Genomic DNA, 23,549 nt, shown 5'->3' with positions numbered 1-23,549 from the left:
GGCGGACCTCACGGTGACGTGCGGCATGGCGCGGGCACGCGTAGGTTACGAGGGGTGGATATCAAGTTCGTCTGCGCGCATGCCGGCCGGCCGGCGACGGCCGTGACCCGCAGGGACGTCGCGCGCGCCCTGCTCGCCGTCCCCTCGGGCGTGGCGCTCGTGGCGCTGCCCGACCTGCGGCGGGCCATGGTCGCGGCGGGCAACCCGCTGTCGGTGGCCTTCTGGGAGTCGGCCAAGGCGACGCTCAGCGCGATCGAGGCGGGCGTGGCGACGGTGGGCGACGTGCAGCGGTGGGTCGAGTCGACGGGCACCGAGCCGATCCTCATGACGCCCAGCTACTTCGTCTGGCCTGAGGAGGACGAGCGCGGGCCGGTGGCGACCGAGATGTTCGCGCGGCTGGTCGCCTACCTGGAGGACAAGGTCGCGGCGGGGGAGATCGACCCCGACGCGCTGGCGGCCGGCGACCAGGAGGCGCGCTCGGCGTACGAGGAGCTCCAGGAGAGCTGGCTGAGCACGCCGCTGCCCGACGGCCGGGTGCCCGGGTTCGCGGTGAGCGACGAGCTGGACGAGGAGCTGTTCTCGGCCTGGGACGAGGAGGAGGAGTTCGCGCTGTCGGAGCTGCGGCGCATAGTCGCCGAGCTGCCCAAGCAGCCCGAGCTGCCGATGGCGGAGCTGGAGACGGCGGCCACCAGGCTGCGCGCCCTGCTGGCCCTGCCCGGCTACCCCGCCAGCGTGCTGCGGGCCTGCGCGGGTTTCGACGAGCGGCCGCTGCCCGACGACGACGTGGAGCTGTGGCTGACGGTCGCGGCGGGCATCGCGGGGCCGATCGCGGACCTGTCGGAGGGCGCCGACGTGCTGGAGGAGTTCGCCGACCTCGACAGGGAGCTGAGCGAGGAGGACACCGCGCTCGCCAACCTGTGCGCCATCCAGCACGCCGACTGGCTGGCCGGGGTGGCGGCGCTGGTCAGGATGGGGCCAGGCGTGCTGGCCTCGCCCGAGCGGATGGCACGGCTGATCGCCGAGTCGGAGGACATCGACATCGACGACCAGGACGACGAGGACCTCCACACCACCGAGAGCCTCTTCACCTCGGTGGTGGGCCTGTGGGGCCTGCTCGGCATCGTGGACGCCGACGACGTGCTGACCCCGCTCGGCTGGTGGGGCCTGCCCAAGGCGCTGGAGCGCGCCTGGTCGGGCGAGGGCTAGGCCTCGGTGTCGAGGAGCTCCTGGAACTCGGGGTGCCGCTTGATGTATTTGGCGACGTACGGGCAGAGCGGCTGCACCTTCAGCCCCGTGTCGGCGCTGGCCCGCAGGGCGTGGGCGACCAGCGCGGCGGCCAGCCCCTGCCCCTCGTAGGCGGGCTTGACCTCGGTGTGCAGGAAGACGATCTTCGTGGGCAGCAGGCGATAGTCGGCGAACCCCGCGACCTCGCCGTCCACGCGGATCTCGAAGCGGCTCTCCGCCGGGTTGTCGACGACCTCGCCGGCCATCTATTCGCCGCCCTTGTCGTCGGCGCCGCGCGCCGCATTGCCCGACGCCTGGGCGGACGCCTGGGCGGGCTCGGCCTGGTCGGTGTCCTGCTCGTGCTCGCGCGGCACCTGGATCTTCGACATCTGCTTGTTCATCGACTTGATCAGCATGTAGAGCGCGAAACCGAGCACGGCCACGACGACGAACCCGAGCAGGCCCGGGCTGACTTCACCTGCTGCTAGAACGGTCACGACTCCAGTCTGCCACCGCGATGCCGTGGTCCGGTCAGTGGCAGGCCGGTTCGACCTCGTCGGCGTGGATGCCGGCGAACAGGTCGTCCTCGGGCACCGCGGTGTCGACCAGCGAGCGGGCCAGGTGGTAGTCCTCGGTCGGCCAGATCTCCTGCTGCAGCTCGCGCGGGCAGACGAACCAGAAGCCGTCGTCGGGGTCGACCTGGGTGGCGTGGGCCAGCAGCGCCTGGTCGCGGATCTCGAAGTAGTCGCCGCACGGCACGCGGGTGGTGACCGGCCACTTGGCGGGGCGGTCCTCCCAGCGGGAGATCCAGTCGGCGTAGGGGGAGCCGAGCCCGCGCTCCATCATGGCCTCGTGCAGCGCCTCGAAGCGCTCCTTGGTGAAGCCCATGTGGTAGTAGAGCTTGAGCGGCTGCCACGGGTCGCCGGTGCCGGGGTAGCGGTCGGGGTCGCCGGCCGCCTCGAACGCCTCGACCGAGACCCTGTTGGTCATGATGTGGTCGGGGTGCGGGTAGCCGCCGTCGTCGTCGTACGTGATGATCACGTGCGGACGGAACTCGCGGATCGCGGCGACCAGCGGCGCGGTGGCGTCCTCAAGCTTCTGCAGCGCGAAGCAGCCCTCAGGCAGCGCCTCGTCCTCGCTCTCCGGCAGCCCGGAGTCGACGAAGCCCATGAAACGCTGCTGCACGCCGAGGATCTCGCGGGCCCGCGCCATCTCGGCCCTGCGCACCTCCGCGATGTTGGCTACGACCTCGGGCCGGTCCATCTTCTTGTTGAGCACGGATCCTCGCTCACCGCCCGTGCACGTACACACCAGCACTTCCACGCCCTCGCGCACATAACGCGCCATGGTGGCGGCGCCCTTGCTCGACTCGTCGTCGGGGTGGGCGTGGACGGCCATCAGCCTCAACGGTGCACTCACGGGCTCGAAGCTCCTCAGTAGGGACCGGTCACTCGCCCAGAGAGGTTAGTTTCTGCTGGGCGGTCGCGAGGGCACACCCCTCGCGGGCGACAATTGTCTCGGATAACGCCGAGGGAGTGCAGGGAGATTCCGCCATGGTCACCAGAGATGCCGGGAACGGGCCCGTTCTCGGCACACCCGACGACTTCCCCGACCGGCCCAGGAGAGGCGGCCGGCTCGTCGTCCACGTGGTGATAGGCGTGCTGGTGGCCATCATCGCGGGCGGCTGGGGCTACGTGATGTGGTCGATGACGGCGGGCGGGTCGGAGGCGCCGTCACAGGTGGTGACGTTCGAGATCACCGGTCCGACGCGGGCGGAGATCACCTTTGAGGTGTACAAGCCCGACGATAGGGTGGCCGTCTGCCGGATCAGGGCGCTGGACGTCGATCACGCGGAAGTGGGCAGCAAGGAAGTAAGAATCCCGGCTGGTGAGGGTAGTAAGCAGCTCAAGGAAAGCCTCGACACGAGCGGTCAGGCGACTTCCGTCCACATCCAGTACTGCAATCTCGTATAGTGAGACATTTGGGGAAGCGTTCGAGCGACGGACTTGTTAGCCTTTCGCAATTCAACCGTATGCAACCTCAAGTGATCTCAGGGCCCCCTAGGCAAGCAAGGAGAACCCGTGGCCGACTCTCGCGATGAGAACGTCACATGGCTGACGCAGGAGGCGTACGACCGTCTGAAGGCGGAGTACGAATATCTCTCTGGTCCCGGGCGCGTCGACATCGCCAAGAAGATCGAGGCCGCTCGGGAAGAGGGCGACCTGCGTGAGAACGGCGGCTATCACGCCGCCAAGGACGAGCAGGGCAAGATGGAGGCCCGGATCTTCCACCTCAGGCAGATCCTCGACAACGCCCAGGTCGGAGAGGCCCCCAAGGCCGAAGGCGTCGTCGGACCCGGCATGACCGTGACGATCCGGTTCGTCGGTGACGACGACGAGGTCACCTTCCTGCTCGCCTCCCGCGAGGAGAGCGGAGCACCGATCGACGTCTACTCGCCCAAGTCCCCGCTCGGGGCGGCGATCAACGGCAAGAAGATCGGCGAGAAGGCGACCTACTCCATGCCCAACGGACGGCAGAACACCGTCGAGATCCTCGAGGCTGTGCCGTACATCGGCAACTGACCCCACCGAACGACGACCGCCGGGCCCCCGATGGCCCGGCGGCATTTTCGCATGGGTCGGGAATCCGCCAGGATCTGAGCTTCCTGGTCAGGAACCGGCGGCGGCGTAACACGGCCAGGCTGGTGCCGTTCATCGTGGTGGCCCTGGTCGCGGTGCTGACCGCCGACGTGCTCTTACTCGCGCAGCCCGAGAGCCTCTTAGAGCCCGAGGTGCCGCGCGCCACGCCGAAGCAGTCGCTGCTGGCGCAGAAGCGGCCGGAGCGCGTCCAGGCGTCGCCGGCGGCCTCACCCACGGGGCCGGCCGTCCAGCCGGTGGCGCCGCTGAGCAAGCTGCACAAGCCCAACCTGTTCGTGCTGACCCGCAAGCCCTTCACCCAGGAGCTGCTGCAGAAGGTGGCCAAGGTGCCGGGCGTGCGGGCGCTCGAGCTGGCCGACGCTGCCTCGATCATGCTGGACGGCAAGCGGGTGCAGACGCTGGCGGTCAACCCGTCCACGTTCCGCGCCTACACCCCCAAGGTGACCGCCTCGTCCGACGCGCTGTGGCAGAACGTCGCGGCCGGCGACGTGGCGGTCTCGTTCGTGCTGGGCAACGACGGCGGGCTGCCGCTGCACAGCCGGGTCTCCGCGGGGCAGTCGCTGCACCTGCGGGTCGGCGCGTACGCCACCACCGGCTTCGGCGCCGTCGACGCCGTCGTCTCCAAGGACATCGGCCGCAGCCTGGGCCTGCCGCGCGACAACGCGCTCATCGTCAGCGCGCCCAAGGCCGACTCCGACGTGCTGCGCAAGCGCATACTCGCCAGGCTGCCCAAGGGCACGCAGGTGGCGATGGTCAACCCGGTGCTGCCGCAGCCGAAGCAGAAGGTGACCCAGAACTGGCCGGCCGGGTCGTTCATGACGGGCGAGCAGCTCACGGTGGCGCTCAGGGCGGCCGTGTCGAAGCTGGGCCGCCCGTACGTGTGGGGCGCCGAGGGGCCCGACACCTTCGACTGCTCGGGGCTCGTGCAGTGGGCCTACGCGCAGGCCGGGGTGCGCATGCCCCGGGTGACGCATCAGCAGTGGGTGACGGGGCCGCAGGTGGCATACGCGCAGGCGCAGCCGGGCGACCTGCTTTTCTGGCGAAACGACCCGACAAATCCCGCTTACATTTCCCACGTGGCGATTTATTGGGGTAACGGGAAAATGCTGCACGCGCCACGTACCGGAGACGTGGTGAAGATCGTCCCGGTGAGCACCCGCAACCTGGCCGGGGTCGTCAGGGTCAGCCCGATCGCCGCCGCCAAGGTGCGCTGAGAACCGCCCAGAAGATCCACCCGGAAGAACCGCCCAGAAGATCCACCCGGAAGATCCACCCGGAAGAACCTCCGCCCTCAAGCACGTGCAAAGGCGCCGCAAGTATGTAATGTTGATTACATGGCAACAGATGACGTGACGGCGCAGGTGCGCGGGTGGTTCACCGGACGGCTGCCCGGCGACTGGTTCACCGGCGCTCCCGAGATCATCGTCGACCGCGAGGAGATCGCGGTCCTGGGTCCGCTCCCCGACCCGCCGCAGGACGTGCCGGAGGCCGAGCGGGCCGCGCTGATCGACGGGCTGGCCCGCCGCTTCAGGGAGGAGACCAGGGAGCGGCGGATCGAGATCGCCAGGGAGGCCGAGCACAAGTTCCGCCAGAAGGTCTCCTGGGGTGTGGTGTGCGGGGGCGAGACTGTGATGTTCACCACACTGTCGGTGCCCGTCATGACCCGGTTGCGCCAGGCCGAGCGCCAGGTGCTCGACACGCTCGTGGCCGCCGGCGTGGCCAGAAGCCGCAGCGACGCGCTCGCGTGGTGCGTACGCCTGGTCGGCAGACACACCGACACGTGGCTGGCAGATCTGAGAGACGCGCTGCAGCACGTCGACCGCGTTCGCGCCGCGGGCCCCGACGTCAATTCCTGAGACCCGCCAGCGGAAACGGACCGGCGAATGGACTAAACCACTTCGGAAATTGGTTCAGACCAGCCCTATTGGTCTGGACCACTGCCGAGAATTTCCTCTTTTAAATCTCCTCTTCCTGGGTAGGCTCCCCCAATCGTCAGGGCCGCTGCCTGCGGCGACGGCCTGACCGACAGGTCTATGCCAATTGGCGTGAAAGCCGCTTCGTCGTTAATGATGACTGGGCCCTGGGAGAGTGGAGGAGTCAGCGCCGTGTCCGTTTCCGTAGAAGTAACCGCACCCACCAGCAATAAGGAATTGGCCGCGTGGGTGAACGAGGTCGCCGCCCTTACCCAGCCGGACCGCGTCGAGTGGTGCGACGGGTCTGAGGAGGAGTGGACGCGGCTCACCAACCTCCTCGTCGAGCAGGGGACGTTCACGCGCCTGGCCGCCCGGCCCAACAGCTTCTACGCCAAGTCCGACCCGAGCGACGTGGCCCGCGTCGAGGACCGCACGTTCATCTGCTCGGAGCGCGAGGAGGACGCGGGGCCGACCAACAACTGGATCGCGCCCGCCGAGATGCGCCGCACGTTCGGCGAGCTGTTCAAGGGCTGCATGCGCGGCAGGACCATGTACGTCGTCCCGTTCTGCATGGGCCCGCTGGGCGGGGAGATCTCGCAGCTCGGCGTCGAGATCACCGACTCCCCGTACGTCGCCGTCTCCATGCGTGTGATGACCCGCATGGGCGATCGGGCGCTGCGGCTCATCGAGGAGCGCGGCGACTTCGTCAAGGCCGTGCACTCCGTAGGCGCGCCGCTGGAGCCCGGCCAGGCCGACGTGCCGTGGCCGTGCAGCTCGACGAAGTACATCAGCCACTTCCCCGAGACCCGCGAGATCTGGTCGTACGGCTCCGGCTACGGCGGCAACGCGCTGCTCGGCAAGAAGTGCTACGCCCTGCGCATCGCCAGCGTCATGGCCCGCGACGAGGGCTGGCTGGCCGAGCACATGCTCATCCTGAAGCTCACGCCGCCGTCGGGCGAGACCCGCTACATCGCCGCCGCCTTCCCGAGCGCCTGCGGCAAGACGAACCTCGCCATGCTCCAGCCCACGATCCCCGGCTGGAAGGTCGAGACGATCGGCGACGACATCGCCTGGATGCGCTTCGGCGAGGACGGCCGCCTCTACGCGATCAACCCGGAGGCCGGCTTCTTCGGCGTGGCCCCCGGCACCGGCGAGGTGACCAACGCCAACGCGGTCAGGACGCTCTGGGGCAACAGCATCTTCACCAACGTCGCGCTCACCGACGACGGCGACGTGTGGTGGGAAGGGCTCACCGAGCAGCCGCCGGCGCACCTGACCGACTGGAAGGGCCGCTCGTGGACGCCGGACAGCGACGAGCCGGCCGCCCACCCGAACGCCCGCTTCACCACCCCCGCCGCGCAGTGCCCGACCATCGCGCCTGAATGGCAGGACCCCAAGGGCGTGCCCATCTCGGCGATCCTGTTCGGAGGGCGCCGGGCGACCGCCGTCCCTCTGGTGACGGAGTCGCTGAGCTGGGAGCACGGCGTCTTTCTCGGAGCCAACGTCGCCTCCGAGAAGACCGCCGCGGCCGAGGGCAAGGTGGGCGAGCTGCGCCACGACCCGTTCGCGATGCTGCCGTTCTGCGGCTACAACATGGGCGACTACTTCGGTCACTGGCTGGAGATCGGCCGCCGCAAGGGCGCGAAGCCGCCGCGCATCTACTACGTCAACTGGTTCCGCAAGAACGCCGAAGGCAGGTTCGTCTGGCCGGGCTTCGGTGAGAACAGCCGGGTGCTCAAGTGGATCGTGGAGCGCCTCAACGGCGAGGCCAAGGCCGTGCCCACGCCGATCGGGCTGCTGCCCGCCGACCTCGACACCGAGGGCCTGGACCTGTCCGATGAGGACCTGCGCACGCTGCTGAGCGTCGACAAGGACGTCTGGCGCGAGGAGGCGGCGCTGATCCCGGCCCACTTCGAGAAGTTCGGCGACCACCTGCCCAAGGAGCTGTGGGACGAGTACCACGCCCTGCTCGAGCGCCTCGGCTGATCGAGGCCCCTCGGGGCCGCCACCACGGCGCCGGCCGTCACCGCGACGGCCGGCGCCGTTCTTTCGCGCGAAGGCGGGGAGCTAAAGGAGCAAAACCCCGGTTCGAGCGGACCGCCCTTTTACCGTGCAATGCAGGAGTCACGTCTCAGGACATGACGTTGATCGACCGCACGAGGGGAGGTCGTTCATGAACCTTTTTCTGCTGATCGCCGCGGTGATCCTGGCCCTCTTCACCGCCGCAGCGGCCGCAGGACGGTGGCGGGCCGTCCGCAGCGGGACGCCCATCGAGCTCGGACGCCGCACCGTGGAGCTGTACGAGCTGGCCTACCTGGCGGGCGGGCCGCTGCGGGCCGCCGAGACCGCGATCGCCCTGCTGGTGAGCTCCGGCGCCGTGCGCCTCGGGAGCGGCGGGCGGATCCACAAGGTCAAGCGCGGCCCGGCCGGCGAGGAGTCCGTCGAGAACGTCGTCATCAACCTGGTCGTCGGCCGGTCGGGGCGGAACGTGGCCGTGCTCAAGAGTGAGGTGGCGGGCAGCATCGCCGTCGACGAGATCAGGCGCCGCCTCGCGGAGGACGGGCTGGTCGTGGGGGACGACGGCGTGTGGCGGCTGCGTGCGTGGGCGCGCCGGCTGCTGGTGACGGTGGTGGCGGCGGTCGTGGGGGCGGCTTTCGCGGGGGTGGGGCTGTCCGCCGGACCCGGCTCGTACGCGCTGCTCGCCCTGGTCGTCTTCGGGGGCACCGCCGTGGCCGCGGGGATCATGCTCCGCGGCCACCGGCGGTCGATGGCGGCGGCGCTCACGCCGGCCGGCCAAGAGGTCCTGGACGCGGCCAGGCGGGCCGCGAACGCCGGCGACGAGGCCACGTCCATCGCGCTGCACGGGACGGCCGCACTGCGCGACGACATCCTGCGCAAGGAGCTCCGCCGCCCGTCACGCCGGCCCGTTCAGACGGGCCGGATCCCCACCCGGAGCTCCAGCGGCGGCTACGTCCCCGGAGGTGCGACCTACGGCGCTTCCTCCGGCTGCGGCGGCGGGAGCAGCAGTTGCGGCGGTGGGAGTGGCTGCGGCGGTGGTGGCTGCGGCGGCGGCAGCTGACCGGACCACGGCTCGCCACGACCGGCGCAACGGGAAGCACCGGTCGTGGCGAGCCGCTTGGAATGGGACGGGGCTTGGCGGAGCGGATGAGTCTCGACAAGTCCGGACGCGATGGACATGGGTGTGGAGGAGCCGGGGTGAGGAGGCCGGGGTGGCGCGACTGGGTGTGGGGATCGGGTGGCGGTCGGAGCTGGACCTGACGATCGAGCGCATGGACGGCGTCGACTTCGTGGAGGTGGTCGCCGAGAACATCAGGCCCGCCCGCCTGCCGGAGTCCCTGCGGATCCTGCGGGGCAGGGGCCTGCCGGTGATCCCGCACGGCGTGTCGCTCGGGGTCGGCGGGGCGGAGCCGCCCGACCCGGCGAGGCTCGCACACCTGGCGGAATGCGCCGAGGCACTGGGCTCGCCGCTGGTCAGCGAGCATCTGGCGTTCGTACGCGGCGGCGGCGTGGAGGCCGGGCACCTGCTGCCGGTCCCGCGCTCCCGGGACTCGCTGAGGGTCGTCATCGAGAACGTGCGCCGCGCCCAGGACGCGCTGCCCGTGCCGCTGGCCCTGGAGAACGTGGCCGCCATCTTCGGCTGGCCGGACGACGAGCTGACCGAGGCGGAGTTCCTGGCCGAGCTGGTGACGGCCACGGGCGTGGGCCTGCTCATCGACGTCGCCAACCTCCACACGAACCAGGTCAACCTGGGCCTGCCCGCCGTGCAGGCCCTGGACGTGCTCCCGCTGGAGCACCTGGCGTACGTGCACGTCGCCGGCGGCTACGAGGCCCACGGCATCTGGCACGACACCCACACCACGACCGCCCCCCAGGAGGTCCTCGACCTGCTCACCGAGCTGTGCGCCCGCGCCACCCCGCCCGGGGTGCTGCTGGAGTGGGACGACGAGTATCCGAGCGACGCCGTGCTGGCGGACGAGCTGACCAGGATCAGGACGGCCATGAGCGTGGCCGGGGACCGGCGATGACCCCTGAGCGGGAGCGGGCCAGGCTGGCGGACATCCAGGCCAGGGTGGTGGCGGCGCTGGTCACCGGTGGCGAGGTGCCCGGCGGGTTCGACGAGGAGCGGATGCGGGTGCAGGCCGCGAGCCTGCTGGCCAAGCGGCGGGCCATCGTGGCGCGGATCAGTCCCGACGTGGCCGCCGCCGCGGGGCATGACCTGGCCGCCGAGTTCGAGGCGTACGCGCGAAGCAGGGCCACGCCCCCGCCGGACTACCGGACGGACGCCGCCGGCTTCGCCGACTGGCTGCGGGAGCGCGGCCTGATGGAGCCGGAGCCCGTACCGGAAAAGCCCTGGTGGAGGCGGTTGGCGGCGGGGTTTAGGCGGCATCCGCCCGGAAACTGACAGGGGATGGGAGGACTACGCTGTGTCGACGGCTCTTACCTGACCGTCACTCCTGTCGCGTGCACCGACAGCGTCGGCGCGCCGTACGAGGTCACCCTTGAGCTCCACCGCGACGGCACCCCCTACGGCAGCGTGGGGGAGCGCTGCGGCTGGTTGCTGGCCCGGCTGGCCCGCGGCGTCGACGAGGCCCGCCAAGGCAGGGGCGCGGCCCGCCGCTGGGCCGATCCCGAAGACCGTTTCCCGGGCGACGAGCCCGACGGCGAGCTGTTCTCCTTCCGCTACCGCACCAGGGCCGGCCTGCCGGGCGGCGAGTTGCGCTGCCAGCTCAGGACGATCCCGGTCTGGCAGGCGGGACGCGGCGAGTGGCGGCTGACCCGCAGGGCGTACGTCGAGGCGTGGGCCGCCAGCGGCGTCGGCACGAGAGCGGTGCTGACCTCGTCTGAGCTGGCGGGGTTCGTCCGTGAGCTGCTGAATGAGGCGGAAGGGTGTCTGAAAGGTAGAGATATGGCGAGGAATCTGGGAGGCGGAGCAGGCACGGGCGAATCGCGGTGATAATTGCCTGTTAGGTCAATCAGCACCGCTGGGGAGGCGCTCCGTGGGCCTGCGCAATCTGGTCTACCGGCTGTACGAGCACCGGCTGGAGGCCAAGCTGTCCAAGGACAGCATCCCCCGGCACGTCGGGGTCATCATCGACGGCAATCGCCGCTGGGCGCGTGCCAGGGGCATGGGAGACGTGTCCTCGGGCCACCGCAAGGGCGCGGACAAGATCTCCGAGCTTCTCGGCTGGTGTCGGGAGACCGGCGTCGAGGTCGTCACGGTCTGGATGTTGTCCAACGACAACCTCAACCGGCCGCGCGAGGAGCTGGAGCCCCTGCTGCGCATCATCGAGGACGTGACCCAGGAGCTGGTGGCCGAGGGCTGGCGGATCATCCCCGTCGGAGCGCTCGACCTGCTGCCGGACCGCACGGCGAATGTCCTGAAGAATGCAAAAGAAGCGTCATCACACCGTCCGGGCCTGATTGTGAACGTTGCAGTTGGGTATGGAGGAAGGCGTGAGATTGCCGATGCGGTGCGCTCACTGCTCCAGGAGCAAGCGAGCAGGGGAGCGAGCATCGAGGACCTCGTCGAGGTGCTCGATGTGGAGCACATCGCGGAGCATCTTTACACTCGCGGCCAGCCCGACCCGGACCTCCTCATCCGGACCTCGGGCGAGCAGCGTCTGTCGGGCTTCATGCTCTGGCAGAGCGCTCATTCCGAGTTCTACTTCCACGAGGCCTACTGGCCTGACTTCCGCAGGGTCGACTTCCTGCGGGCGCTGCGCGATTACGCTGCGAGACACCGACGTTACGGTTCCTGACGCGACAATCGGGTATCTAGGACGTAACGTTGGAAATGTCCGGCCACAGGTCGGACATTTCGGAGAGGGCCCGCCTTTGCACCATCACATGCCGAGGGGGCCGGACTCCGGCGCCGACGGCGTGAAGCGGTCGGGGACGCGGGTCCGGTCCGATTCCCACCTCGTCTGCAGGGTGCCCGCACCAAGGGGCACCCGGGGGAGAACGTGTGGCAGTGTCCTCGAGCAACCCTAATTCCCAGCCGGCGAAGCGCACGTACGTGCTGGACACCTCGGTGCTGCTGGCCGACCCGGCGGCCATGACCAGGTTCGCCGAGCACGACGTCGTCCTTCCGATCGTGGTCATCACGGAGCTGGAAGGTAAGCGGCATCATCCAGAGCTCGGCTATTTCGCCAGGAAGGCTCTGCGTTACCTCGACGAGCTTCGGGTCACGCACGGCCGGCTGGACGAGCCGATGCCCACGGGGGACGGCACGATCAGGGTTGAGCTCAACCACAGCGACCCATCCATTCTGCCGGTCGGATTCCGCCTGGGCGACAACGACACGCGCATACTCACGGTGGCCCGCTCGCTGGCCAGCGAGGGGTGCGACGTCGTCCTGGTCTCCAAGGACCTGCCGATGCGGGTCAAGGCGGCCTCGATCGGCCTGGCCGCCGAGGAGTACCGCGCCGAGCTGGTGCACGAGTCCGGCTGGACGGGGATGGCCGAGGTCCAGGTGACCGCGGAGGACGTCGAGACGCTCTTCGACGTGGGCACCGCCGACCTCGAGGAGGCCAGAGACCTGCCCGCCCACACCGGCCTGCGGCTGCTGTCGGCCAAGGGCTCGGCGCTCGGGCGGGTGCAGCCGGACAAGTCCGTCAAGCTGGTCCGCGGCGACCGCGAGGTCTTCGGCCTGCACGGCCGCTCGGCCGAGCAGCGCATCGCGCTCGACCTGCTGATGGACCCGGAGATCGGCATCGTCTCGCTGGGCGGCAGGGCCGGCACGGGCAAGTCGGCGCTGGCGCTCTGCGCGGGCCTGGAGGCGGTCCTGGAGCGCCGCCAGCACCGCAAGGTCGTCGTCTTCCGCCCGATCTACGCGGTCGGCGGGCAGGAGCTCGGCTACCTGCCCGGCACCGAGGGCGAGAAGATGGGCCCGTGGGCGCAGGCCGTCTACGACACGCTCGGCGCCATCACCTCGCCCGAGGTGATCGAAGAGGTGCTGGATCGGGGCATGCTGGAGGTGCTGCCGCTCACGCACATCCGCGGCCGGTCGCTGCACGACGCGTTCGTGATCGTGGACGAGGCCCAGTCGCTGGAGCGCGGCGTGCTGCTCACCGTGCTCAGCCGCATCGGCGCCAACTCGCGGGTGGTGCTCACCCACGACGTGGCCCAGCGCGACAACCTGCGGGTCGGCAGGCACGACGGCGTGGTCGCGGTCGTGGAGAAGCTGAAGGGCCACCCGCTCTTCGCCCACGTCACGCTGACCAGGTCCGAGCGCTCGCCCATCGCCGCGCTGGTCACGGAGATGCTCGAGGACATCACCATGTGATCATTTGAGCTCGCCGCAGGTGTACCGCCCCTCGACCTTCGGGGGGCGGTTCGGGTTGTCGCGGATGATCTTCACCTGCTCGAACGCCGCGTCCTGCTGCGCGGTGCAGACGATCTGCGCGATGCCGATCCTGGTGAGCGTGCCCTCGCCGCGGATGTAGACGGTCAGCGTCGAGGTGCGCGGGAGCTGGATCTCGTCCCGCTGCGGCGGGTTGACGGAGTTCTTGGTCCGCAGGTACGTGAACCCGCGCAGCGCCGTGTCCCGCCCGTCGAGCAGCGGCTGCCTGGAGGCCCCGAAGAGCGCGCCGAGCAGGCTGTCCACGGTGTCGTCCTCGACGTCGGCCGGCTCCAGGGTGAGCTTGCCGTCCCTGATGAGGTAGATCGTCTTGGACGGCGGCGGGATCTTCACGGTGGGGGCGTTGCCGCGGTCCTGCACGTCGGTGGGCGAGATGCCGCAGGCCGCCCCGGCCAGCAGGGAGACGACGGCGAGCACGCGGATGATCTTCATGAGTGCGGCAGCCAGACGGTGAAGAGAGTGCCGGGGGTCTGAGGGCGTACGGAGATCGTGCCGCCGTGCAGCAGCACGTTGGACCGGGCGATGGCCAGGCCCAGCCCGCTGCCCTGGCTGCGGGCGCGACCCGCGCCCGCCTTGAAGAAGCGGTCGAACACGTGCGGCAGCGCCTCGTGCGGGATGCCCTTGCCGTGGTCGCGCACCTTGACCTCCAGGCCGTTCTCGGTGGCCCTGGCGCTGACCAGCACCGGGGGCAGGCCGTGCTTGAGCGCGTTGCCGACCAGGTTGGCCACGATGACGTCGAACCTGCTGGGGTCGAGGTGGGCGGTCAGGCCCTGCGACGCCTTCACCGTCACCTGGTCGCTCCAGCCGCGCACCTCCAGGCAGTCGGCGATGCTGTCGGCCACGTTGACCGGCTCCAGGTTGAGCGTGGCGGTGCCGGCGTCGAAGCGGCTGACCTCGATGAGGTGCTCGACCAGCTCGCGCAGCCGTTCGATCTCCCTGAGCACCAGCCTGACGGCCTCGGCGGGCGCCTCGGGCAGGTGGTCGGCCTCCTCGAAGAGCATGTCGGCGACGGCGGTCATCGCGGTCAGCGGCGTGCGCAGCTCGTGGGAGACGTCGGCCACGAACCTGCGTGACATGGCCTCCAGCGAGCGCAGCTCGGCCACGCTCAGCTCCAGTGCGGCGGCGGCGTCGTTGAACCTGGCGGTCAGCCCGGCCAGCTCGTCCTGGCCGTGGACGGGCAGGCGGGTGTCCAGGCGGCCCTCGCCGAGCGCCTGCGCGGCGGCGCTGAGGCGGCGTACCGGCAGCAGCACCTGGCGGGCCGAGAGCAGGGCCACGACCAGCGCGATGAGCACGATGACGATGCTCGTCCTGGTGAGGGCGTTCCGCAGGGTGGCGAGCTGGGCCTCGTCGTCGTGCAGCGGGAAGAAGGCGAACGCGCGCAGCCCCGTGGCCTCGGGCACGCCGGCGTTCGCGCGGTAGACCTCGGCGCCGACGATGAGATACAGCTCATCCCTGATGATCTTGCGCTGGGTGACGACGCTCTGCTTGGCGCGGCCGTGCAGCTCGTTGGGCACGTCGCTCATCGACAGCGGGCCCTCGGCGGCGACCATGTTGCGGTATTCGACGAAGACGCTGCGGCCTGGCCCGCTCAGCGCGTGGGCGACGCGCTGCAGGTCGCGCTGCGACGGCGGTGCCTCGCCCGGCCTGAGCTTGCCGACCGGGAACGTGATGCTGCTCAGCTCCCTGGTCACCACGTCGAGCGCGGTGGTCTCCGCCCTGGAGACCAGCGCGGACTTGGCGAGCTCGTAGCCGATGGTCGCGACCAGCAGCGCCGCGCCGACGGCGACGAGGGTGAAGGTGATGACCAGGCGGGCGCGCAGCCCGGTGGGACGAGGGATGCGGGGGAGCCTCACGGCGGGCTGAACCGGTAGCCGAAGCCGCGCACGGTGTGGATGAAGACGGGCTCGCCCGGCTTGGGCTCGATCTTGGCCCTGATGCGCTGCACGCAGGCGTCCACCAGGCGCGAGTCGGCGATGTGGGTGTGGTCCCAGACCGCGCGCAGCAGGTAGCGGCGGTTGAGCACCTGCCCGGGGTGGCGGACGAGCTCCAGCAGCAGCCGCAGCTCGGTCGGCGTCAGGTGGATCTCCTTGCCGGACAGCGTGACCTTCAGCGCGCCCCTGTCGATGACGAGCTCGCCGAACGTGATGCGGTCGGACGCGGCCGACTCCGCCCTGCGCAGCACGGCGCGGATGCGGGCGTCGAGCACGCGCGGCTCGACCGGCTTGACCACGTAGTCGTCGGCGCCGGCCTCGAGGCCCACCACGACGTCGAGGTCGTCGCCTCGTGCGGTGAGCAGGATGACGGGGAGCTGGTCGAGCTTGCGGACGCGGCGGCACACCTCGATGCCGTCGATGCCGGGGAGCATGACGTCGAGGATCGCGATCTCCGGGCGGCGGGCTCTGATGTGGTCGAGCGCCTCCTCACCCGTCGCGTACGACGTGACGGAGTGTCCCTGCCGGGTCAGCGCCAGCTCCAGAGCCGTGCGCACCGAGGGATCGTCTTCTACAAGGAGGATGCCAGCCACGCGCACATTATTATTCCATGTCCTGATTACCCGGGTTGTGTCACCGAACTGTGACATGTCGTAGATGAGATCCGGAAGTGCGCACGGAACGCTGTAAGCGGCTTCCCTTCCGTTACGGGCGCCTGAAGGGCAGCCACCCTTATTGTGACCAACATCACAATATTTCGGAAATCCGGAGCCAACCAGGTGGTTGGTGAAATTTACGGCAAGCAATTCCCGCGTTTCGGTTGCGGAGCACCCCCTAGGACAGGGCAAGCTCATGCATCGTGAGCCCCGGTCCGAAGCTGAGCGAGCGCCCCCCGAAGGAAGACCTTCCGCCGAGGCGCCGGCCTTCGCGCGTCACCCCCAAGCGGGTGATCATCACCGTGCTCTCGGTGGCCGTCGTCGCCGGCGGCGGCGGGTTCGTCGCCTACCGCGCCGTCGAGAACGCCAACAAGCCGCCGCAGTCCTTCACCATGGAAGACCTCGGCAAGCTGGCCAGCGGCGACCTCTACGCCCCCGACCCCGAGGCCGACCTGCTCAAGTCCGAAGCCGAGCAGGCCTACCGGGCCGACCAGCTCAAGAAGAAGCGCACCGGCGCCGAGGGCAAGGGCCTCGACTGGGTGGTGCCCAAGCGGGCGCCGGGCGGTGACGGCTTCCCCGCCGCGAACTTCCCGCCCGGCAGCAACCCCTCGCCGGGCAGCAACAAGGCCACCGCGAAGGCGATGATGGCCTCGTTCGGGTTCGGCGCCGACCAGTGGGGCTGCCTGGAGCGGCTCTGGCATAAGGAGAGCGGCTGGAACGAGCGGGCGATGAACCGCTACTCCGGCGCGTACGGCATCCCGCAGTCGCTGCCCGGCAGCAAGATGGCCAGCGCGGGCGCCGACTGGCAGGTCAACGCCGCCACCCAGATCAAGTGGGGTCTCGGCTACATCAAGGGCCGCTACGGCACGCCCTGCGGCGCCTGGGGCCACTCTCAGTCCGTGGGTTGGTATTAGCGGGTCAACTTTCCTTCTCCAATCGGCAAGCCGTCGCGCCCCATCCTGTATACGGGCGCACGCTGGGCCGCATGGGTGTGAAGGTCAGTGTGATCGTCGATGTCCTCAATCCGGGTGACACCGCCGATGCGTGCATCCGCTCCGCGATGGAGCAGACGATGCCCGCGGACGAATACGAAGTGATCTTCGTGGACGACGGGTCCACGGACGGGATCGCCGAGCGCCTCGACGCCATCGCCGCGATCAGGCAGAACGCTCGCGCGCTCCACCTGCCGCACACGGGCTCGCCCATGCGCGGACGCAACGTGGGCCTCGCCGCGGCCGCCGGCGACTACGTCTTCTTCCTCGGCCAGCACGACCGCCTGGAGCGGGACGCCCTGGCCCGCATGTACGAGCGCGCCGTGGAGAGCGACGCCGACGTGCTGGTGGGCCGCCTGGTACGCGACTGGGGCCCGCCGATGACCGCCTTCGAGCGCAGCACCTCGCGGGGGGACATCCTGCGCGACCGGCTGCTGACCGTGCTGACGCCGCAGCAGCTCTACCGGCGCGCGTTCCTGGAGGAGCACGAGCTGGGCTTCTCCGTGCCGGGCAGCCGCATGGGCGAGCAGGCGTTCGTGACGCGGGCGTACCTGCACGCCAAGGTCATCGCGGTGCTGGCCGAGCACGTCTGCTGCCATCTGGGGGAGCGGCCGCGCACCGAGGAGGACCCGAGGGCCATCGTCAAGGAGCTGCACCGGCTGCTCGACGACGTGGACATGTACCTCGGTGAGGGCCGCCAGCGCGACCGCGTCTACGCGCACTGGTTCCGCCAGGCGGTGCTGCGCCCGCTGGTCACCAGCAAGTTCGCGGACTCCTCGGTCGACCGGGGCGCGCATTTCAGGGTCGCCCAGGAGCTGACCGAGCGCCGCTTCCCCGAGCGGCTCGACCGCCACCTGCCGGTGCAGCTGCGCGTGGTGGCCGCGTACGTGCGCGCCGGCCGCCTCGACCAGATCGTGCTCATGGCGAACGCCACCAGGAAGGCGGGCCTGCGCGCCGACCTCACCGAGGTGCGCTGGGACGCCCACGTGCTGGTGCTCGGCGTGAGCGTCGAGGTGGTGACCGGCGACGGAACGCCCGACCGCTACCGGGTGGACGGCGACCGCCTGCACTGGATCCCGCCGCGCGCGCTCGACACCAAGAGGCTGCCCGACGACATCACCGACATCACCGAGGCCGTCGAGCGGGCCCGCGTCGAGCTGTACGTCCGCCACACCGAGACCGGGCTCGTGCACTTCCTGCCGCTGACCCAGGAGGTCGAGCGGATCGAGGACGGCCGCCGCAGGATGCGGGTGCGCATCAAGGGCGAGACCCGGTTGGACGTCACCCAGGCGGCCCTGGGCGAGCCGCTGCGGCCAGGACAGTGGGAGGTGCACGTCCGCATGTTCTCCGGCGCCAACCAGGCGAGGAGCCGCGTCAGCCGCCCCGAGGGGCCGCTCAACTGCCTGGGCGTGCTGGCCCAGCGGCCCAGGATGCGGCTGGTGGTGCCGTGCTGGAGCGACCAGGGCGAGCTGGGCCTGGCCGTCGAGCCGCGCTCGTTCTCGGAGTCGATCGCGCTGGTCTCGCCGGGCGTGGAGGTCAGGCACATCGGCGGGCACGCGTACGTGGTGCTGCCGGTGCCGTACGTGCCGCCGAGCGGCGGGCCGCCCCTGGAGCTGGTGATGCGCGGCACCGGCAAGCGGGCCCGCGAGGTGTGCGCGCCCGCCCTGGTCGAGGCCGGGGTGCCGGGCAGGATCGCGGGCCAGCTCGTCGCCAAGGTGCCGGTCAAGCGGCTGCTGCCGGGCGTCGAGCACCTCGGGCCAGGCGCCTGGATGTGCTCGCTGCGCTCGTCCGAGGAGGAGGTCGGGCTGCGCTTCGCGCTGGAGATGCGCCGCGGCAGGATCGAGGCCAGGCCGGCCGCCGCCGCGGACCCCGAGCACTCGCCCATGGGCCGCGACACGGCGCTGCACCGGCTCGGCAGGAGACTGCCCGGCGCGCGGCACATCGTGCGCCTGGCGCGCGCGGGCGGCCATCGCTACCTCAAGGACTGACCCAGCGCTCCAGCTCGCCGAAGGCGTTCCTGAAGGCCGGCAGGATGGGCTTGAGCCGGTCGGGGTAGACGTCGACGAGGCTGTCGAGGTGGTTGCCGCCCTCGATGCGGTGATAGCGGAAGGGGCGGTGCGGGCCGACCATCTTCGCGTAGACGTCGGAGTCGCGCGTGATGGGCAGCAGCGTGTCCAGCGTGCCGTGCAGCGTGATCAGCGGCTTGGTGATGCGGCCGGTCAGCCCGATCTTCGCCATGGCCGCGTACGGCCGGCGCGCGTCGTAGTCGTAGTCGGCCGGCGCGCCCGTGTACGCCGGGTCCAGCTCCTTCTGGTAGAGCTCCTGGGTCAGCTCCCAGTAGTAGTCCCGGTGGAACGGCCACAGGAACTCCGACCCGGCCGCGAACCCGGCCGCCCGCACCCCCTGCTCGTCCGGATACGCCTTGAGCGCCTGCGGCAGGAAGTTCAGCAGGTCGTCGCCCTTGACCCGCCAGAGCGTGCCCTCCCAGTCGATGCCGCCGTCGTAGAGCCGGCCGCGGTTCTCCAGCTGCCACCTGACGAGGTAGCCGCCGTTGGAGATGCCGGCCGCGAACGTGCGCTTGGCCGACCGGCCGTAGTGCCGCTTGACGACGGCCTTGGCGGCCACCGTGAGCTGGGTGAGCCGGTCGTTCCACTCGGCGATGGCGTCGCCTGGGCGGCGGCCGTCGAGGTGGAAGTCCACGCCCACGTTGCCCTTGTCGGTGGCGGCGAACGCGTAGCCCTTCGACAGCACCCAGTCGGAGATCGTGTAGTCGTTGGCGTACTGCTCCCTGTTGCCCGGCGTGCCGCTGACCACGAGACCGCCGTTCCACGTCTTCGGCAGCCTGATGACGAACTGGGAGTCGTGGTTCCAGCCGTGCGTGGCGTTGCCGGTGGAGGTGTCGGGGAAGTAGCCGTCGATCTGCGTGCCCGGCACGCCGGTGGGGTTGACGGTGGCGGCCGAGTGCAGGCCCGCCCAGTCGGCGGGGTCGGTGTGGCCGCTCGCGACCGTGCCCGCCGTGGTCAGGTCGGCCAGCACGGCGACCTCGACGTGTTCCGCGCCGGGCACGGTGAGCTTCGGCACCGGGGTGAGCAGGCTCGCGACCAGGGTGAGCGCGACGAACATCTACGCCTCCCCGAGGTGCTCGGCCAGCACGCGGCGGAAGTCCTCAGGACGTTCGATGTGCGGGCTGTGGCCGCAGTCGTCCAGCACGACCTCGCGGTGGTCGCCGTAGCGCTCCAGCACCGCCCGCATCTGCGTCACCATGGGCTGCGCGGGCGTGCCCGGCGAGCCGGGCACCGCGCCGATCGCGCCCAGGTGGGCGAGGTCGAGCAGCGAGGTGTCGGAGACGATCACGTCGTCGGCGCCCCTGATCCACAGGATCGGCGGCTTCGGGTCGATCTCGTGCAGGTCGTCCAGGCGGAAGTGGACGGGGGAGATGGCGTTCAGCACGCCGGTCTTGCCCGGAGCGACGCCCGGCCAGGCGTCGGAGGCGACCGCGTCGCCCGGGTAGTGCGACTCGCCGACCCGGGTGGTCAGCATCGAGCGCAGGTAGAAGTCCTCGTCGGGGACCGGGTTCTTGACGTACGTGGTCCTGAAGACGTTGCGCGGCGACGTCGGCGACTCCTCCGACAGGTCGCCGGCCCTGAGCCTGGCCACGAAGTCGGGGTTGGCCGCGCCCGCGCCGGAGCCGGTGCCGTCCTGGTGCGTCAGACGGCCCTCAGGGCCCTCCGTGCCGCCCCAGCCGTACGGGGAGACCGGGTTGACCAGCGTGACGCTCCCGACCAGTGCCGGGCGGTCGCGCAGGAGCTGCAGCACCACGCCGCCGCCCAGGCTCCAGCCGACCAGGTGGACGCCGCCGAGGTCGAGCGCCTCGATCAGCTCGACGAGGTCGTCGGAGTAGTCGCGCAGGCCCCTGGTGGCGTCCACCGGCGAGGGGTCGCTGTCGCCGAAGCCGCGCAGGTCCACCGCGAGCGGCCGGAAGCCCTCGGGCAGCGCCGTCAGCGTGTCGCGCCAGAACGCCGACGAGGAGACGTTGCCGTGCACGAACAGCACCGGCGTGCCGGTGTCCCTGCCCTCGACGGTCATGACGTGCTGGGTGAGCCTGGATGTGGTGACCTTCATCGAAGACCTCCGAGGAAACCCCCGCCTTCAGGCGAGGGAGGAATCGGACCCCTGCGAAGCAGGACAGGGGCAAGCGTTTCGCCGCCAGGCAAAACGCAGTTTCGAACAAACACACGATTCTTGGCTGATCGTTCGGTACGCTGCGAGGTGTGGCGCAGGTCGTGAAGCGGGCCTACAAGTACCGCTTCTATCCGACGTCCGGGCAGGCCGAGGAGCTCGCCCGGACGTTCGGCTGCGTCCGCCTCGTCTACAACAAGGCCCTGCAAGAGCGCACCCGTGTCTACGCGCTGGAAGGTCGCAGGGTCTCCTACGTGGAGTCCTCGGCGCAGCTGACGGAGTGGAAACGCAGCGGCGAGTTCGACTTCCTGTCCGAGGTGTCCTCGGTCCCCCTTCAGCAGGCATTGCGCCACCTTCAGGCGGCCTTCGCGAACTTCTTCGCCAAGCGGGCCGGGTATCCGGCGTTCAAGTCCCGCAAGAGGTCGCGGGCCTCGGCCGAGTACACGCGATCGGCGTTCCGCTGGCGCGGCGGCGCACTGACGCTGGCGAAGATGGACGCCCCGCTCGACATCCGCTGGTCGCGCCCGCTTCCCGAGGGGGCGGAGCCGAGCACGGTGACCGTGTCCCGCGACGCGGCTGGGCGCTGGTTCGTGTCGATCCTGGTGGAGGAGGAGATCGTCCCGCTTGCGCCGGTGGAGCGGTCGGTGGGGGTCGACGCGGGGGTCACGGCCCTGGTGACGCTGTCGTCCGGCGAGAAGATCGTCAACCCCCGGCACGAGCGTCGCGACCGCCGCACACTGGCCAAGGCCCAGCGGAACCTCGCCCGCAAGGAGGAGGGGTCGAACAACCGGGCCAAGGCCCGCCTGAAGGTGGCGCGGGTGCACGCCCGCATCGCCGATCGCAGGAGGGACTTCCTGCACAAGGTGACCACTCGGCTCGTCCGTGAGAACCAAACGGTCGTGATCGAGGACCTGAACGTTCGCAACATGGTCCGCAACCGCCGCCTGGCTCGCGCCATCTCGGACGCGAGCTGGCGCGAGCTGCGGTCGATGCTGGAGTACAAGGCCGCCTGGTACGGGCGCACCCTGATGGCGGTGGACCGCTGGTTCCCCTCCTCCAAGCTGTGCTCGTCCTGCGGCGCATTGCGGGAGAAGATGCCGCTGACCATCCGCGCATGGGTATGCGCCTGCGGCGCGGTCCACGACCGGGACGTCAACGCGGCCAAGAATGTGCTCGCCGCCGGGCTGGCGGAGAGCTGAAACGCCTGTGGAGCTGGTGTAAGACCTCAACGAGAGTCCTCTCGGGCGGGCAATCGGCGGTGAAGCAGGAAGGCCCACGGGCGACCGTGGGACTCCCCCTCCTTAGGAGGGGGGAATGTCAACGCGTGGTCGTCCTTTCCGCGAGGTCGCTGCCCTGAGTTTCGCGCGCCGCGTACACGGCGGCCAGCGTGAGCACCGCCGCGAGCGCGAGGTAGATGGAGATCGGCACGCTGCTGGCGTACTCGCGCAGCAGGGCCACCGCGATGATCGGGGCGAGGGCGCCCGCCACGATGGCCGACAGCTGCGCGCCGATCGAGACGCCGGTGTAGCGGGTCCTGGTGCCGAACAACTCGGAGAAGAAGGCGGCCTGCGGGCCGTACATCATGCCGTGGAAGAGCAGGCCGACGGTGACCGCCAGCGTGATCGCGAAGAAGTTGCCGGTGCCCACCAGCGGGAAGAACGCGAAGATCCACACGCCGATCCCCGCCGCGCCCGCGAGGTAGATCGGGCGGCGGCCCACCCGGTCCGACAGGGCGCCCCACATCGGGATCGTCACGAAGTGGATGGCGGAGGAGACGAGCACCGCGTTCAGCACGGTCGAGTTGTCGATGCCGCTCTGCGTGGCGTACGTGATGACGAAGACGGTCAGCAGGTAGAAGGAGATGTTCTCGGCGAGCCGGGCGCCGATCGCCACCACCACGTCCTTGCTGTGATGGCGCAGCACTCCGACGATGGGCGCGCGCGGCTCCGGCGGCGCCGCCTGGAACACCGGCGACTCGGTGATCGTCAGCCGGATCCACAGGCCGATCAGCACCAGCACCCCCGACAGCAGGAACGGCACCCGCCACCCCCACGACAGGAACGCCTCGTCCGACTGCCAGGCGGCCAGGGCCGCCAGCACGCCGGTGGCCAGCAGGTTGCCGCCCGGCGCGCCCGCCTGCGGCCAGGAGGCCCAGAAGCCGCGCCGCGCCGTGTCGCCGTGCTCGGAGACGATCAGCACCGCGCCGCCCCACTCCCCGCCGAGCGCGAAGCCCTGCACGAGCCGCAGCGCCGTCAGCACCAGCGCGGCGGCCGGCCCGAGCGTCTCGTACGTCGGCAGGCAGCCGATCAGGAACGTCGCCGTGCCCATCATCAGCAGGCTGACGACCAGCAGCGTCTTGCGGCCGATCCGGTCGCCGAAGTGGCCGAAGACCAGACCGCCGAGTGGCCGGGCGACGAAGCCGACCGCGTAGGTGAGGAACGACAGCAGCGTGCCGGTCAGCGGGTCGGAGTCGGGGAAGAAGAGCTTGTTGAACACCAGGGCGGCTGCCGAGCCGTACAGGAAGAAGTCGTACCACTCGATGGTGGTGCCGATCAGGCTCGCGGCGACGATCTTCTTGATGGAAGTGGCCATGCCGGTCACCGTAGGGTGTGACCG

General features: G+C 70.2%; 23 protein-coding genes and 1 pseudogene. 15 read left to right on the top strand and 9 right to left on the bottom strand.

Annotated elements, in window-relative coordinates; genetic code table 11:
- Positions 1-54 precede the first annotated feature (54 nt).
- Complete coding sequence (locus tag ACFFR3_RS17390; RefSeq protein ID WP_345390138.1) at positions 55-1,206, top strand: hypothetical protein; 1,152 nt, start codon at positions 55-57, stop codon at positions 1,204-1,206.
- Here ACFFR3_RS17390 and ACFFR3_RS17385 read toward each other — a convergent pair.
- The 3 genes from ACFFR3_RS17385 to mca are packed head-to-tail and all read right to left on the bottom strand — an operon-like array spanning position 1,203 to position 2,643.
- Entirely contained in the window at positions 1,203-1,490 is a 288-nt protein-coding gene (locus ACFFR3_RS17385) for a GNAT family N-acetyltransferase (protein ID WP_345390135.1), read from the bottom strand. The two genes, ACFFR3_RS17390 and ACFFR3_RS17385, sit on opposite strands and share 4 nt — an antisense overlap.
- Complete coding sequence (locus ACFFR3_RS17380; protein ID WP_345390131.1) at positions 1,491-1,721, bottom strand: hypothetical protein; 231 nt, start codon at positions 1,719-1,721, stop codon at positions 1,491-1,493. It abuts the gene before it with no gap.
- 34 nt (positions 1,722-1,755) lie between these two features.
- Positions 1,756-2,643 (bottom strand): mycothiol conjugate amidase Mca, encoded by an 888-nt coding sequence (gene mca, locus ACFFR3_RS17375; RefSeq protein ID WP_345390128.1) that lies wholly within the window; start codon positions 2,641-2,643, stop codon positions 1,756-1,758.
- A gap of 134 nt (positions 2,644-2,777) precedes the next feature.
- On the opposite strand from mca, the gene ACFFR3_RS17370 reads away from it, so the two are divergent.
- The 11 genes from ACFFR3_RS17370 to phoH2 all read left to right on the top strand — a co-directional run bounded on the left by ACFFR3_RS17370 (position 2,778) and on the right by phoH2 (position 13,100).
- On the top strand, positions 2,778-3,197 hold the full coding sequence (locus tag ACFFR3_RS17370; RefSeq protein ID WP_345390125.1) for a DUF4307 domain-containing protein: 420 nt from the start codon (positions 2,778-2,780) through the stop codon (positions 3,195-3,197).
- A gap of 108 nt (positions 3,198-3,305) precedes the next feature.
- Positions 3,306-3,806 (top strand): transcription elongation factor GreA, encoded by a 501-nt coding sequence (greA, locus tag ACFFR3_RS17365; RefSeq protein WP_148437100.1) that lies wholly within the window; start codon positions 3,306-3,308, stop codon positions 3,804-3,806.
- A 122-nt stretch (positions 3,807-3,928) separates the two neighbouring features.
- The gene (locus tag ACFFR3_RS17360; protein ID WP_379483434.1) at positions 3,929-5,095 is read left to right on the top strand and encodes a C40 family peptidase; all 1,167 of its coding nucleotides are present in this window, start codon (positions 3,929-3,931) and stop codon (positions 5,093-5,095) included.
- Between the two features lie 120 nt (positions 5,096-5,215).
- The gene (gene abmR, locus ACFFR3_RS17355) at positions 5,216-5,737 is read left to right on the top strand and encodes an ATP-binding transcription factor AbmR (protein ID WP_355431251.1); all 522 of its coding nucleotides are present in this window, start codon (positions 5,216-5,218) and stop codon (positions 5,735-5,737) included.
- 213 nt (positions 5,738-5,950) lie between these two features.
- On the top strand, positions 5,951-7,780 hold the full coding sequence (locus tag ACFFR3_RS17350; protein WP_364371824.1) for a phosphoenolpyruvate carboxykinase (GTP): 1,830 nt from the start codon (positions 5,951-5,953) through the stop codon (positions 7,778-7,780).
- A gap of 187 nt (positions 7,781-7,967) precedes the next feature.
- Positions 7,968-8,873: a TIGR04222 domain-containing membrane protein gene (locus ACFFR3_RS17345; protein WP_379483433.1), complete on the top strand. Its 906-nt coding sequence runs from the start codon at positions 7,968-7,970 to the stop codon at positions 8,871-8,873.
- Positions 8,874-9,024: 151 nt separating this feature from the next.
- A complete protein-coding gene (locus tag ACFFR3_RS17340; RefSeq protein WP_379483432.1) occupies positions 9,025-9,840 on the top strand; it encodes an MbnB/TglH/ChrH family RiPP precursor modification enzyme in 816 nt (271 codons plus the stop codon).
- Positions 9,837-10,217, top strand: a complete 381-nt coding sequence (locus ACFFR3_RS17335) for an SCO6045 C-terminal-like domain-containing protein (protein WP_379483431.1) — start codon at positions 9,837-9,839, stop codon at positions 10,215-10,217. Before ACFFR3_RS17340 ends, ACFFR3_RS17335 begins: the two co-directional genes overlap by 4 nt.
- 6 nt (positions 10,218-10,223) lie before the next feature.
- Positions 10,224-10,769 carry a hypothetical protein gene (locus ACFFR3_RS17330; RefSeq protein WP_345390107.1) on the top strand — a complete coding sequence of 182 codons (546 nt, stop codon included), beginning with the start codon at positions 10,224-10,226 and terminating at the stop codon, positions 10,767-10,769.
- 43 nt (positions 10,770-10,812) lie between these two features.
- On the top strand, positions 10,813-11,574 hold the full coding sequence (locus tag ACFFR3_RS17325; protein WP_364371559.1) for an isoprenyl transferase: 762 nt from the start codon (positions 10,813-10,815) through the stop codon (positions 11,572-11,574).
- A 206-nt stretch (positions 11,575-11,780) separates the two neighbouring features.
- Positions 11,781-13,100, top strand: coding sequence for an RNA 5'-3' helicase PhoH2 (gene phoH2 / locus ACFFR3_RS17320; protein WP_345390103.1), 1,320 nt, complete (start codon positions 11,781-11,783; stop codon positions 13,098-13,100).
- On the opposite strand, the gene ACFFR3_RS17315 is transcribed toward phoH2, so the two are convergent.
- From ACFFR3_RS17315 to ACFFR3_RS17305, 3 genes are read right to left on the bottom strand one after another with little or no spacing between them, the layout of a single operon-like run.
- A complete protein-coding gene (locus ACFFR3_RS17315) occupies positions 13,101-13,607 on the bottom strand; it encodes a hypothetical protein (protein WP_364371556.1) in 507 nt (168 codons plus the stop codon).
- On the bottom strand, positions 13,604-15,028 hold the full coding sequence (locus ACFFR3_RS17310; protein WP_364371553.1) for an ATP-binding protein: 1,425 nt from the start codon (positions 15,026-15,028) through the stop codon (positions 13,604-13,606). The genes ACFFR3_RS17315 and ACFFR3_RS17310 overlap by 4 nt, the downstream gene beginning before the upstream one ends.
- Positions 15,025-15,699, bottom strand: a complete 675-nt coding sequence (locus tag ACFFR3_RS17305; RefSeq protein WP_355431278.1) for a response regulator — start codon at positions 15,697-15,699, stop codon at positions 15,025-15,027. The genes ACFFR3_RS17310 and ACFFR3_RS17305 overlap by 4 nt, the downstream gene beginning before the upstream one ends.
- A gap of 353 nt (positions 15,700-16,052) precedes the next feature.
- Between ACFFR3_RS17305 and ACFFR3_RS17300 the strand changes: the two genes are divergently transcribed.
- Both ACFFR3_RS17300 and ACFFR3_RS17295 read left to right on the top strand, forming a co-directional pair.
- Entirely contained in the window at positions 16,053-16,676 is a 624-nt protein-coding gene (locus tag ACFFR3_RS17300; protein ID WP_364371550.1) for an aggregation-promoting factor C-terminal-like domain-containing protein, read from the top strand.
- A gap of 71 nt (positions 16,677-16,747) precedes the next feature.
- Positions 16,748-18,742, top strand: a complete 1,995-nt coding sequence (locus tag ACFFR3_RS17295; protein WP_345390097.1) for a glycosyltransferase family 2 protein — start codon at positions 16,748-16,750, stop codon at positions 18,740-18,742.
- On the opposite strand, the gene ACFFR3_RS17290 is transcribed toward ACFFR3_RS17295, so the two are convergent.
- Both ACFFR3_RS17290 and ACFFR3_RS17285 read right to left on the bottom strand, forming a co-directional pair.
- Positions 18,732-19,877, bottom strand: a complete 1,146-nt coding sequence (locus tag ACFFR3_RS17290) for a tannase/feruloyl esterase family alpha/beta hydrolase (RefSeq protein WP_345390094.1) — start codon at positions 19,875-19,877, stop codon at positions 18,732-18,734. The genes ACFFR3_RS17295 and ACFFR3_RS17290 overlap by 11 nt on opposite strands.
- Entirely contained in the window at positions 19,878-20,876 is a 999-nt protein-coding gene (locus tag ACFFR3_RS17285) for an alpha/beta fold hydrolase (RefSeq protein ID WP_345390091.1), read from the bottom strand.
- Positions 20,877-21,025: 149 nt separating this feature from the next.
- Between ACFFR3_RS17285 and ACFFR3_RS17280 the strand changes: the two are divergent.
- Positions 21,026-22,290: pseudogene (locus ACFFR3_RS17280) on the top strand (RNA-guided endonuclease InsQ/TnpB family protein).
- On the opposite strand, the gene ACFFR3_RS17275 reads toward ACFFR3_RS17280, so the two are convergent.
- On the bottom strand, positions 22,251-23,525 hold the full coding sequence (locus ACFFR3_RS17275; RefSeq protein ID WP_364919119.1) for an MFS transporter: 1,275 nt from the start codon (positions 23,523-23,525) through the stop codon (positions 22,251-22,253). The pseudogene ACFFR3_RS17280 and the gene ACFFR3_RS17275 overlap by 40 nt on opposite strands.
- Positions 23,526-23,549: the final 24 nt, after the last annotated feature.

This window comes from Nonomuraea salmonea (assembly GCF_042428605.1).
Lineage (GTDB): Bacteria > Actinomycetota > Actinomycetes > Streptosporangiales > Streptosporangiaceae > Nonomuraea > Nonomuraea salmonea.
The sequence above is the reverse complement of the archived record's forward strand: the minus strand, read 5'-3'. Positions and strand labels throughout refer to the sequence as shown.